This is a genomic window from Antarcticimicrobium sediminis (genome assembly GCF_004348975.1).
Lineage (GTDB): Bacteria > Pseudomonadota > Alphaproteobacteria > Rhodobacterales > Rhodobacteraceae > Antarcticimicrobium > Antarcticimicrobium sediminis.
Genome location: NZ_SMFP01000034.1, coordinates 1 through 11,295, shown reverse-complemented (window position 1 = coordinate 11,295; position 11,295 = coordinate 1). Strand labels below are relative to the sequence as shown.

General features: G+C 62.2%; 11 protein-coding genes and 1 pseudogene. 2 read left to right on the top strand and 10 right to left on the bottom strand.

The annotated features are described in order from the left end of the window. The first annotated feature begins 393 nt into the window (after positions 1–393). Positions 394–870: a transposase gene (locus E1B25_RS21400; protein WP_245510816.1), complete on the top strand. Its 477-nt coding sequence runs from the start codon at positions 394–396 to the stop codon at positions 868–870. A gap of 34 nt (positions 871–904) precedes the next feature. Here E1B25_RS21400 and E1B25_RS22770 read toward each other — a convergent pair. The 8 genes and pseudogenes from E1B25_RS22770 to E1B25_RS21360 all read right to left on the bottom strand — a co-directional run. Next, positions 905–964 (bottom strand): annotated as a pseudogene (locus E1B25_RS22770) (hypothetical protein); the annotation flags it as partial. A gap of 211 nt (positions 965–1,175) precedes the next feature. After that, entirely contained in the window at positions 1,176–2,462 is a 1,287-nt protein-coding gene (locus tag E1B25_RS21390; protein ID WP_132831607.1) for a TRAP transporter large permease, read from the bottom strand. Then, positions 2,459–2,992 (bottom strand): TRAP transporter small permease, encoded by a 534-nt coding sequence (locus tag E1B25_RS21385; protein WP_132831606.1) that lies wholly within the window; start codon positions 2,990–2,992, stop codon positions 2,459–2,461. Before E1B25_RS21385 ends, E1B25_RS21390 begins: the two co-directional genes overlap by 4 nt. Positions 2,993–3,081: 89 nt before the next feature. After that, a complete protein-coding gene (dctP, locus tag E1B25_RS21380) occupies positions 3,082–4,110 on the bottom strand; it encodes a TRAP transporter substrate-binding protein DctP (protein WP_132831605.1) in 1,029 nt (342 codons plus the stop codon). 33 nt (positions 4,111–4,143) lie between these two features. Then, the gene (locus E1B25_RS21375) at positions 4,144–4,917 is read right to left on the bottom strand and encodes an enoyl-CoA hydratase/isomerase family protein (protein WP_206338609.1); all 774 of its coding nucleotides are present in this window, start codon (positions 4,915–4,917) and stop codon (positions 4,144–4,146) included. Next, positions 4,914–6,128, bottom strand: coding sequence for a CaiB/BaiF CoA transferase family protein (locus tag E1B25_RS21370; protein ID WP_132831603.1), 1,215 nt, complete (start codon positions 6,126–6,128; stop codon positions 4,914–4,916). The genes E1B25_RS21375 and E1B25_RS21370 overlap by 4 nt, the downstream gene beginning before the upstream one ends. Further along, entirely contained in the window at positions 6,125–7,174 is a 1,050-nt protein-coding gene (locus E1B25_RS21365) for an acyl-CoA dehydrogenase family protein (protein ID WP_132831602.1), read from the bottom strand. The genes E1B25_RS21370 and E1B25_RS21365 overlap by 4 nt, the downstream gene beginning before the upstream one ends. Positions 7,175–7,199: 25 nt before the next feature. Then, a complete protein-coding gene (locus E1B25_RS21360; protein ID WP_132831601.1) occupies positions 7,200–8,348 on the bottom strand; it encodes an acyl-CoA dehydrogenase family protein in 1,149 nt (382 codons plus the stop codon). A gap of 121 nt (positions 8,349–8,469) precedes the next feature. Between E1B25_RS21360 and E1B25_RS21355 the strand changes: the two genes are divergently transcribed. Continuing rightward, on the top strand, positions 8,470–9,288 hold the full coding sequence (locus E1B25_RS21355) for an IclR family transcriptional regulator (RefSeq protein WP_132831600.1): 819 nt from the start codon (positions 8,470–8,472) through the stop codon (positions 9,286–9,288). A gap of 216 nt (positions 9,289–9,504) precedes the next feature. Here E1B25_RS21355 and E1B25_RS21350 read toward each other — a convergent pair whose 3' ends face one another. Together E1B25_RS21350 and E1B25_RS22875 are read right to left on the bottom strand one after the other, a co-directional pair. Beyond that, entirely contained in the window at positions 9,505–10,581 is a 1,077-nt protein-coding gene (locus E1B25_RS21350) for a site-specific integrase (protein WP_165937723.1), read from the bottom strand. Continuing rightward, positions 10,559–11,062 (bottom strand): helix-turn-helix domain-containing protein, encoded by a 504-nt coding sequence (locus tag E1B25_RS22875; RefSeq protein ID WP_132831598.1) that lies wholly within the window; start codon positions 11,060–11,062, stop codon positions 10,559–10,561. Before E1B25_RS22875 ends, E1B25_RS21350 begins: the two co-directional genes overlap by 23 nt. Between the last annotated feature and the right edge of the window lie 233 nt (positions 11,063–11,295).

Here is an 11,295-nt window from a genome sequence, read left to right as displayed (position 1 = left end):
TGGCCCGACGCGGCTGCGCTGTGTGATGGCTACACCGCATCGGGCCAGCTACCCCTGCGCAAAATAAAGGGGTCATTTTTGGGCGCCGATAGGGGGTCAGGATTGCATGCCGATTGACACTTCGATGCTTTCGACATGGCCTTGAACGGCTTGGACCGTGTTTAGGAAGTTTCATCTTGAAGTGTGTTGTCTACATCCTGTCGAGACAATGCCCGAAAATCGGTGACGGCTTGCTCAGGTGGCTTTTTGACGTTGCTTGACGCCGTTTATGAAAGAAATCGTTTGAACGATTTCAGGGAGGCAGTTTGCTCCCACCAGTTTTCACCATTTGGCCTGGGACTATCCTGAATTTTGTGCGCTGACGTGGTAACTGCTCGAAGAGGAGACCCACGTATGAGCATCGATAAAGACATCTTGGACCGATTGATGGAAGGCCGCGCGCCTGGTGATTTGTTTGGCAACGACGGCATTCTGTCCGAGCTGACAAAGGCGCTGGCGGAGCGGGCGTTGAGCACGGAGATGGATGTCCATCTCGACGAAGAGCGCGCCAAGGAGGCGCCTGAGGGCCGCAACCAGCCACCCAGTCGGCGAAACGGCAGCAGCCAGAAGACGGTGACCACCGACAGCGGCAAGGTCCTTCTGGACATCCCCCGCGATCGGAGCGGCACCTACGATCCGATGCTGATCGTCAAGTATCAGCGCCGCTTGCCGTTTGGCCAAACCGTTCATCCACATATGTCAGCCCCAACCGTCCTTGTCGGTCCAAGGCGTCTTCAGGCGATTGCCACGCCGAAGCTCGCTGCGGCCATGACGCCCCCAAGATGCACACCAACTGCATGCTGCGCGTTCCGGGTCGTTGGCCCATGTTAGCTGCCTTCAGACCCATCGCGATCCCTGCCGCGTGAAGGGCTGCGGTTGCCAGGACGAAACCCGCCCCGAAACCGGCGGCGCCGGCCTGTCCCAACTCCGCACCATGCGCGTGGCCATGTACCAAAATATCTGACGACGGACAGGCCTTTCAAGCTTGGCACGGAGGCGGGAAACGTCTTGGCTCCCCGTTTTCCGAGAGGGAGAGGGGGATCAACTTGGCAGTGCCCTCGGGACTCTTTTCCACCGTTGCTAGCGCCCATGGGGCTGTATCCATTCGCAATTCGCGTTCACAAGCACTTGGCCCGTCAGTCCAGTTGATTTGACAGCAACGTCACAATCTCGGGAAAAAGAATCAGCAAGATCAGCACCAAGATGTCGCCAATCAGGAAGGGCACGATTCCGCGAAACCCCTGCTCCACCCGTGTTCCCGTGGCCCCGCAAGCGACGAACACATTCATCCCTAGGGGCGGTGTCACAAGGCCCAGTTCGACGGTCTTGGTCACGATGATCCCGAACCATACGGGGTCGTATCCAAGCGACTCGACCAGTGGAAAGATCAACGGCAAGGTCAGTATGATGATCGCGATCTGGTCGATGAAGAATCCCAGCAAGAGAAACAGAAGCACGATGAGGGCCAGGATCCCCCAGCGCGGCAAGGCAAGTCCGCCCACCCATTCCACTAAGTGCTGCGGCACCTGTGTCACGGCAAGGAAGTAGCTGAAGATCATCGCCCCAATGATGATCGAAAAGATCATCGCCGTAGTGCGCAGCGTAGAGGAGAAAGACTCGCGCAAGCCACGCCAGCGCAGCCCTCCAACCGTGACCGAAATGATCAGAGCCCCGACCGCGCCGACGGCGGCGGCCTCGGTCGCGGTCATCGCGCCGGAATAGATCCCGCCCAGAACCAGCGTCACCAGAACCAGCGCCGGCCAGACCTTCGGCAGAGCGGCCAGCTTCTCGGCGCGGTCGAAACGTTCCGTCGCGGGGGCGATCTCGGGGCGGCGTCGCACCTGGAGCATGATTGTCAGCACATAGACTCCCGCCGTCAGGATGCCCGGCAGCACCCCGGCCAGGAACAGCTTGCCGATCGAGGTTTCCGTCATCACCCCGTAAAGGATCAGTGGCAGGCTGGGCGGGATCAGGATCGAAAGCGTGCCGCCGATGGCGATCACGCCCAAGGCGAAACTCTCGTTGTAGCCATATCGCTGCATCTCGGGCATCGAGATACGCGACATCGCCGCTGCCGCCGCGGTGGACGAGCCCGACAGAACCGCGAAACCCACGTTGGCCGCGATCGCAGCCAGCGCCAGCCCGCCGCGCACATGCCCCATCCACAGGTAACACGCGCGGTAGAGATTGCGCACGATCGACCCGCGCGCCAGAAGTTCGGCCATCAGGATGAACAGCGGGACGGTCGAAAGCAGGAAATGCGCCGCCGTGCGATAGGGCGTGGTTTTCAGCACGCCCATCATCGGGTCGAAGCCCAGCATCAGGTACATGCCCAGCGTACCGGTCACGGCCAGCGAAAAGGCAATCGGCATCCCGAGGACGATAAGCACGATCAGCAGGATCATGACGAGTGCGGCAATCATTCCACCAACTCCCCTTCGGCATGGTGGTCCAGCGCCACGGGATCACGGTGGCCCAGCGCCGTGCGCAGCGCATCTACCGCCAGACGCAGTGTTAGCACCCCCGATCCTAGCGCCACGATTAGCCAAGACGGCCCCGTCGGGATCGGCACAACCCCGGTTGTCCAGCGGCGCAGGGCAATCTCGTGCAGGCCGGTTTCGGCCGCCCGCCATGCGATCAACCCAAAGACCAGTGCCGCGGCAAGCAGATAGGCCACCTCAAGCACAAGCCGCATCTGCGCCGGGAACCGCTCGAATACGAACAGCACCCTGACGTTCACGCCATGCCGCTGTGCCTGGGCCAACCCCAGAAAGACGATGGCAACCATCAGATAGGTCTCGCCGATCTCATAGACGCCTGAGATCGGGGAATTTAGAAAGTAGCGCCCGCCGACATCCATCGCGACCGCCAGCATCAGCACCGCAAGGGCAAGGTTTCCCAACCAACCCATCGCGTTTTCAAGCGTATCCAGAATACGCAAAACGACCTTCATCCCGGTGTCCTCCCATTGTGGAAACCCATGATAGCAGACGCGCCGTCCCCGGTATTCAGAGGCGGCGCGCCCTTTGTCGCAACCGACGATCAGGCGCCGATCAGCGCACTCCAGGCCTCCAGAACCTCGGTGGCGGGCTTGTTCTGGGCTTCCAGTCCCGAAACCCAGTCCTCGCGCACCGGGGCAAGGCGTTCGTTCCAGAGAGCGAACTGCTCGGGCTTCACGTCATAGACGCCGCCGCCCTTCGCTTCGAGCGCGGCGGTGAAATCGGCCGCCCGCTTGGTATCGGCGGAAAGCACTTCGGCCTGCACATCTTTCGAACCGTCAATCAACGCGGTCTGCACCTCGGTTGACAGGTCCTGCCAGACATCCTCGTTGATCGCGTAGAAGATCGGGAACAGCCCTAGGTTGAGATTGCCGGTCGCCCACATCAGCTGTTCCTGGAGGTTGTAACCCATCGCCGTGGGGATGTTAAAAAGGGTGCCATCCACCGTGCCGCGCTGAAGCGCCGGATAAAGGTCGGGGGCCGGAATACCCACCGGCACCGCGCCCAGCGCCTTGACGCTGCGTTCCTGCACACCGCCGGACGAGCGCAGTTTCTTGCCGTCAAGTTGCTCCAGTGTCTCGAACTTGTCGGTCCGGCCCATGATCTGATAGGGGGCCGTCACCATGGCGCGGATGCCTCGCACCCCAAGCCCCATGAGCTCCTTTTCATTCAACTGGTCGGTCATCATCTGGAACCAGGCTTCGTTCAGCTTGTCCATGTCCTCGACCTTCACGCTTGCCGCCATCGGCAGCGCCGCCACGGTCGAAAGCGGAAGCCGCGCCGATTGATAGAGCGGCGGGACATAGACGATATCGGCGATGCGGTTCTGCGCCGCGTCCAGAAGATCCGCCGATTTGGCCAGTTGCTGCGCCGGGAAATATTCGAACGTCACTTCCCCCTCGGTCAGCTCCGTCACCCGGTCGAGCCAGGCCTTGCAGTTGATCGAATACTGGTGCGTCGTCGGAAAGCTGTCCGCGACACGCAGGTTGATCCCCTTGGCGAACCCCTTGCGCGCAAGCATCGGCATGGCCAGCCCGGCCGCCATGCCCGTCAGTACCGTTCTTCTTTTCATGATCCTTTTCCTCCCAGATCAGAATATCCGCGCTTACTTGCCGCGCTTCCCGATGAAGCGCCGCACCGCGGCCTTGTGGTCCTCGCCCGCGGTCACGACCGCGTAATGCGAAGAAATCATGTCGAGGTTGGTGCGAAGATCGTTGCGCATCCCCCCGACAACCGCCCGCTTGATCATGCGCAGGCTTTGCATGGGCGCGCGCGCGATCTTCTGCGCCAGCGCCTCGGTTGACTCGGCCAGCGCGTCGTCCTCCACGACGCGATTGACCAGCCCGATCCTCAACGCCTCTTCGGCGTCGATGAATTCCCCGGTAAAGAACATCTCCAGCGCCTTGGCCGTACCCACGAGACGCGGCAGGAAATGCGCGCCGCCCGCACCGGGCACCAGACCTACGTTGACGTATGTTTCGGCAAAGGTGGCCGAGGCGGCCGCGATCCGCAGGTCGCACATCAGCGCCAGGTCCAGCCCGGCCCCGGCGGCCGCGCCGTTCACCGATGCGATCACCGGCTTGTCCAGATCCTCCAGCGCGAGGGGAATCCGTTCGATGCGCTCGTACAGCTCGGCCTTGCGCTGCTCCGGGGTCTGATCCAGCCGGTCCTGCATCTCGATAATATCACCGCCCGAACAGAAGGCATCGCCGCGTCCGGAGACGAGGACCACCTTGACGTCTGGGTTGGTGCGCGCATCGGCATAGGCTTCGGCCCAGGCGTCGATCATGTCGAAGGTGAAGGCATTCTTGCGTTCGGGCCGGTTCAGTTCGATGCGGCCGATGCCGTCGGAAACGGTATAGATCAGATGTTGCGTCATTGCGGATCCTGTCCTTGCTGTAGTTGCCATTCCTCGGTCAGGCCGAGGGCGGTCATCACCTCTTGCGTATGCTCGCCCAAGCGCGGCGCGTGGCGGCGCAGCTCGAATTCCGACCCGGCGAAGTTCACCGGACGGCGGACCATCTTGTAACTGCCTTCCGTGGGGTGCTCGGCATGGGAGAACAGGCCAACGGCCTTCACATGCGGATCGTCGGGCAGCTCCGCGATCGACAGCACGGGCATGCAGGGAATCTTGGCCCGGTCACAGTACTCGACCCATTCGGCATTGCTGTGCTTGGGCGCCTCGGCCTCGATCAGGCCATAGAGAATGTCGATATGCTGAACCCTCTCCGACAGGCGGGCGAAGCGCGGATCCGAAGCAAACTCCCCGCGACCCACGAACTCGTAGAAGTCCAGCCAGTTGCGATCGCTGTAGGGCAGGATGCAGCAATGCCCGTCTGCCGTTCGGTACGGCTTGCGGAACTTGCTCAGCACCCGCGCGAAACCCGGCTCACCCAGAGCCGGTTCGAAGGCGAAGCCGCCGAAATGCTCCAGCAGGTTCAGTTCGATCGACAGCTCGAACATCGGCACTTCCACCGTCTGCCCGCCGGCGCCGCGTTCGCGCGCGAAAAGGGCCGCGATCACGGCATAGGCTATCGCCTGCCCTGCTGTCTTGTCCGCCAGGACGGTCGGCGCATAGGCCGGTTCTCCATTCAGATGCCGGTAGAGATCGGCCAGCCCGCACCCGGCCTGGATGATGTCGTCATAGGCGGCCTTCTTGGCATAGGGGCCATCGACCGAGAAGCCGTAGGCGCCGCAATAGATGATGTCAGGATTGAGCATGCGCACCCGTTCGGGCCCGTATCCCAGCCGCTCTATCGAGTGGGGCCGCAGCGCATGAACAAAAACATCCGCCGTCGCGAGCAGCTTGCCGAGCGCCTCGCGCCCCACCGCGGTGTCGAGGTCCAGCACGACCGAACGCTTGTTCCGGTTGAGGTGCAGGAAGGCGCCGCTCATCCCCTCGTTTCGCAAAGGCTTGTAGGCGCGCACGGTGTCACCGCTGGTGCTTTCCACCTTGATCACGTCGGCGCCCATGTCCGCCATGATATGGGTCGCGAACGGCCCCATGATCACATTCGTCAGGTCGACAATCCGAACCCCGCTCAAGGGCCCTTTCGCCGGAGTGCTGTCCCAGGGGGATGCCTCGGTCATGCCCGCGCCTCCCTCTCGACGGTGGTGGTCGCGTCAATCAGTGTCTGCCACAGGGCACCGCCGCCCGCCGTGCAGATCCTTTGCCCGATCCAGCCATCCCATTCCGCGTCCGATCCGAACTCGTCGCGCCACGACAGAAGCCGCCGAGTGAAGAAGTGCAGATCGTGTTCCTGTGTGAAGCCCATCGCCGCGTGAACCTGATGCCCGATCGCCGCGACCCGGCCCGCCGCCAGCCCGGCGCGCGATTTCGCCACCGCCGCGCGCATCACGAAATCTTCCTGGCCCCAGGCCTCGGCTGCGGAATCGACGATCGCGGACGCCGCCGCACTTTCCTCGGCCGCGGCGGCCAGCATGTGCTGGATCGCCTGGAACCTAGCCAACGGCCTGCCGAACTGCACCCGCGTCGCCGCATGGTCCACCGCCATGGCAAGCACTCGGCGCATCGCCCCGGCCATGCCCGCCGCACGCGCCAGCGCACCGCAGGCTCTCAGCGCCAGAACAGGATCCTCTCCGGCGCTGCGCGCCAGCCAACCCGGAAGGAGCAGGGACGTTCCGCCCGTGGCGGTCAGCGTCACGCGCGGCGCTCCGGCGATGTTGCGCCCCTCGCTCGTCACCTGAAGTTCCGACGCCGGCACCACGCGCCAGCCCCCGACTTCGGCCAGCAGCACCACCGCGACATCGGCACCGAACGCCACCCGCTGCAGGACGCCATCGGCGGAAAGCGCCAGCCCCGCCGGCGCATCACCGGACGTGCCGCTCAGCGCCGCGAACAGCATCGTTTCTCCCAGCGGCAACGGCAGCGCGTGTTGCCCGGCCAGCCGCAGCAGGCGGAACGCCTGACGCGGAGCAAGCCCGATGCCGCCCGCCTCTTCGCCCAGCAACGCCAACGGCAGGCCAGCCTCGCTCACCTTTTGCCAAAGTGCCGCGTCGAACACGCCGCCATCCGCCGCCGCCAGCACCTCGCGTGTGATCGCGTCGCGCAGCAGGCGATCGGCCTGATCCTCTACGATTGCAGCGATTTCGACCTGATCGTGATCCAGTGTCATGTCTGTCCTCCTTTCCGCGCCAGCTTCAGCGCAGCCCGATCCCGCGCGCGATCATCCCGCGCAGGATTTCCCGCGTTCCGCCACGCAGCGAGAAACACGGTGCCCGCAGCATCGTTTCGGCCAGCGCCTCGCCATAGACCTCGCCGGTTTCCCGGTCGGCCTCCTCGGCCACCAGCCGGCGGGCGGTTTCGGGCAGGGCCTGTTCAAAACTCGTGCCCAGGTCCTTGACGATCGCCGCCTCGACCAGCGGCTGCGCCCCCTCGTCCAGCATCCCCGCGATCGAGGTGGACATCCGCCGCAGCGCCGAAAGCTCCGAGAACATGCGCCCGATCTCGACGGCCGACATCCGGCCGGGCGTCGGCCCCACCTTGTCCACCAGCGCCACGAACAGCTGGAAATCCGAAAGGAAACGGTCCGGCCCTGAACGTTCGAAGGCAAGTTCCCCGGTCACCAGGTCCCAGCCCGAGCCTTCCTCGCCCAGCATCATGTCGTCAGGGACGAAACAGCCGTCGAAGAAGACTTCGTTGAACTCGTGATTGCCGGCCATGTCCTGAATACCGCGCACCTCGATTCCGGGGCTGTCTACCTTGACGATGAACTGGGTCAGCCCCTCGTGCCGGCTTGGCCCCGCTTCGCCGGTGCGCGCCAGGACGATCAGGTAGGTCACATTATGTGCGTTCGTGGTCCAGATTTTCTGTCCGTCGATTCGCCAGCCGTCGTCGATCCGTGTCGCCCGGGTTCGCACCGAGGCAAGGTCCGATCCCGATCCCGGTTCGCTCATGCCGATTCCGAAGGTGCATTCCCCACGGCAGATCGCCGGCAGGATCACTTGCTTGGCGCGCTCGGTGCCGTGTTTCAGGATCTGCGGCCCCGATTGCCGGTCAGCGACCCAATGCGCCGCGCAGGGTGCCCCCGCCGCCAGCATCTCCTCGGTGATGACGAAGCGCACCAGCGAAGATGCCTCCTGCCCGCCATAGGCCTTCGGCCAGGTGACGCCGATGAAACCGGCCTCACCCAGTCGGCGCGTGAAACCGGCGTCGAACGTGCTCCATGTTCCGCGATGCGGCACGATCCGTCCGGCGGCGTGCTCAGCCTCCAGAAACGCCCGAATGCGCGTACGGGCCTCTTCCGCGGCAGGCGGGAACCGCACTCCGTCGAAGTCAAATCCCAGCATGGGTCTCCTCCCTGCTTTCTCATCCTCTTGGGAGTGGATCAGATACCCAAGTTGCGGGGCTCGTCTACCATAATCATATATATATCTTTTTAAATCACATATATGATTCTATGGTGGCGACATGAGCACAGATGACGACCACCCCGAACGCCCCTTTCGCAGCATCCCCACCGCGCCAAGCGCGGGAGAAACAAGCGGCTCTGCTTCGGTGAAGTCCGCCCTCAGAGTATTGAAAATATTCGAATATTTCATCGGGTCGCAAAAACCCGCCCGGGCAAAGGACATCGCCTGCGCGCTCGAAATGCCGCAGTCATCCACCTCGGTCCTGCTGCGCAGCCTGCTCGAAGCCGGCTATCTGGACCAGGACCCGAAAGACCGAACCTACATGCCCACGCCACGCGTCACGCTGCTGGGTGCCTGGATCGACTCCGGCCCGATCCGCGACGGGCGCCTGATCCACGCGCTTGAAAGAATCTGCGAGGAAACCTCGGCCGGGGTATTCGTTGCAACCCGCAACGGCATCTTCTCGCAGTACATCTACGTGATGCAGGCGCGTACCGAGTTCCGCCACCACCTCCCTATTGGCTCGCGCCGCCTGCTGGCCAATTCGGCCACCGGCTTTGCCTTGCTGTCCTCCTGCCCCGATGACGAGATCCTAGCCATCACCCGCCGCACCAATGCCGAGCTTCCCGAAAGCGCGCTCTGCCCGGCCGACGTGCTGAAAGAGGTCGAAAAGACCCGGCGCGACGGCTATGCCTTCTCGCGCGGCCTTGTCACCCGTGGCGCCGGCGCCATCGCCATGCCCCTACCCGGCGGACTCGATCACGGTCACCGCCCGCTGGTGCTCAGCTGCGCCGGCATGCTCGAAGACTTCGTGCAGAACGAAGCGCAGATCGTCGCCGCCATGCGCCGCGCCGTGGCCCGCCTGACCCCGGACTAAGTTCAAGGAGCGATTTTATGCCGGAAGCGCAGGCCCAGCTCGGTCAACGCGACAGGCATTGCGAACTTATCTGACGTGGATTTCGATATGGGTGGGACTGGGCGTTTAGGTCGTGACCTGCCCCCCGCTGGTCCCTCGTTCATAACGAGAGTCTGCGGGTTGGATTCTGGTAGCGGGGTTTACCTACCGCAAGCGTAAGCACGCGCACAGGTGAACCTATTTTGCTCCCCCATCTAACATTTCAAGTAACCGCTCTAACTTGGCGTCCAAGTCCTTGCTCTTTCCAGCGTTGCGGATCAGTTCGCGCTGCCGGGCGAGAGGGATTTGACCATAACTGGAAAGGGTCGTCACGACGCTTTCGTGGCCAAGGTTCTGACTAAACGCCTTGAACTCTTCAGGCGTCCGGCAGGTGAGATATGCGTATTCGACAACGGTGTTCCGCACCCGGTGTGGGGTAAAGTAGGGCAAGCCTGCGCCTTCAAATGCGCGCCGGAAAATCTGCCGGATTGGCTGGAAACCAGACCAGATTTGAAGCTTGATGCCATCAACAACTGGGCCCTTTTGAGGGTCGATCCGATGCTGCGATTGAGGAAATAGAGGATCGTCAGGCTGCCAGTCGAGATCTTCGCGCAGATATGTGACCCAGGACAACAGGGCATCTTCCACTTCTGGGCCAAGGGGCAACAGCACGGATTCGATCAGCTTGCTGTTCTTGGTGCGGACGTTCTTCGGGTCTTGCACGATCATCTGTCGCTCGACGTCGACATGACCAAGTAGGAGAGAGGAGGCCGCATTGTCGCGGGTGCCGGTCATCATAATGAGCGCAAAGACGGCGCGATCACGCCGCTGCAACACAGTTTCAAAAGGCATGGAAGCCAGGACCCGCTTCAACTGATCCATGGTCGGGGACGGTTTCGAAGGTGAAGAATTTGCTGCCCTGATATCTTTTTCAGAAAGGTTGAAGTAGGCGATAGCGTTTGAGTCGATCTTCGACTTGAAACCGGGTTGAACTGACAGCCAGCGGAAGAACCGTTGCACAGCTTTCAACGTAGAGAGAATGGTTGAATTTCCGAGTCGCTTGCTGTCATCTACGGGCGTGGACAGGGATTTCCTGAAGCCTTTGGCCTGATCGCGATTGAAGAGTCCGAAGTCAGCGAAACCGGTGAATTGCTCGAAACGAAGGAGCGCCTTTTCGACCCCGCGCACAGTGGCTTCGGATTTCTGATCCGCTTCACGAAGGAACTCCGCATAGTCACGCTTGACCCGTTCGTTATCCGCGTTGAATTTGTCCATTTTCGTCCTGCTCCTTTGAGTCACCATCCAAGAGGGGAATGCTGCTCCCCCTTAGGCTTGGGGTTCGCCTCTGGAGTGGTCCGAATGAGGCCGTGTATTCTTTCAGTCGCGACGAGCTGCCAGCTCGGCAAATCTGCTTCCCACAGGTGCAACATGTGCCAACCAAACGGACCGTTTTCTCGTTTAGATCGGCTAAATGAACAGAGCCCAGTGTTGGCAGGCGCGGAGCGCGGCAGGTGAGGCAGTACATCTCATCCGGGCCGCACTTTTGCTTCCTGCTTTTGGTTCGGGCATCCAAATAACGGCGAAGCTCCGTGCCATGAATCAGCGTTGGGCTTTGGCCATCAATTGTCTTCAACCCTCTTTTCAGCCATCTGCGAACAGTGTGAACGTGCACGCCGAGAAGATCCGCAACTTCGGGCACCGAGTAGGTGCGCCGGATACGGATGCGTCTGCGGTCCGGGTTCTTGGCTCCCGGCATCGTGGCGGTCCTAGCTGCCCGCCCGCATTTCCCGACCGCCGGTTCCAGCGAGACGAGGCGCGGCTGCGATCCAGGACTGCAGGTCTTCGAGGAAGTAGAAGGCGCGTCCGCCCAGAGTTGAAGGCGTCCCAGTCAGAGAAGCAGGGGATCGGCACCATGTGGTTGCGCCGCGCATACCCAACCATCCCCTCGACATTGCCCTTGTCGTTGCCTTTGCCCGGGCGCCCATAGCG

What these genes read in the sequence shown, in the direction of transcription:
- dctP (WP_132831605.1), bottom strand. Translation starts at nt 4,110, where the DNA reads ATGAAAAGAAGAACGGTACTGACGGGCATGGCGGCCGGGCTGGCCATG.
- E1B25_RS21370 (WP_132831603.1), bottom strand. Translation starts at nt 6,128, where the DNA reads ATGACCGAGGCATCCCCCTGGGACAGCACTCCGGCGAAAGGGCCCTTG.
- E1B25_RS21355 (WP_132831600.1), top strand. Translation starts at nt 8,470, where the DNA reads ATGAGCACAGATGACGACCACCCCGAACGCCCCTTTCGCAGCATCCCC.
- E1B25_RS21350 (WP_165937723.1), bottom strand. Translation starts at nt 10,581, where the DNA reads ATGGACAAATTCAACGCGGATAACGAACGGGTCAAGCGTGACTATGCG.
- E1B25_RS21375 (WP_206338609.1), bottom strand. Translation starts at nt 4,917, where the DNA reads ATGACGCAACATCTGATCTATACCGTTTCCGACGGCATCGGCCGCATC.
- E1B25_RS21400 (WP_245510816.1), top strand. Translation starts at nt 394, where the DNA reads ATGAGCATCGATAAAGACATCTTGGACCGATTGATGGAAGGCCGCGCG.
- E1B25_RS21385 (WP_132831606.1), bottom strand. Translation starts at nt 2,992, where the DNA reads ATGAAGGTCGTTTTGCGTATTCTGGATACGCTTGAAAACGCGATGGGT.
- E1B25_RS21390 (WP_132831607.1), bottom strand. Translation starts at nt 2,462, where the DNA reads ATGATTGCCGCACTCGTCATGATCCTGCTGATCGTGCTTATCGTCCTC.
- E1B25_RS21365 (WP_132831602.1), bottom strand. Translation starts at nt 7,174, where the DNA reads ATGACACTGGATCACGATCAGGTCGAAATCGCTGCAATCGTAGAGGAT.
- E1B25_RS21360 (WP_132831601.1), bottom strand. Translation starts at nt 8,348, where the DNA reads ATGCTGGGATTTGACTTCGACGGAGTGCGGTTCCCGCCTGCCGCGGAA.
- E1B25_RS22875 (WP_132831598.1), bottom strand. Translation starts at nt 11,062, where the DNA reads ATGCCGGGAGCCAAGAACCCGGACCGCAGACGCATCCGTATCCGGCGC.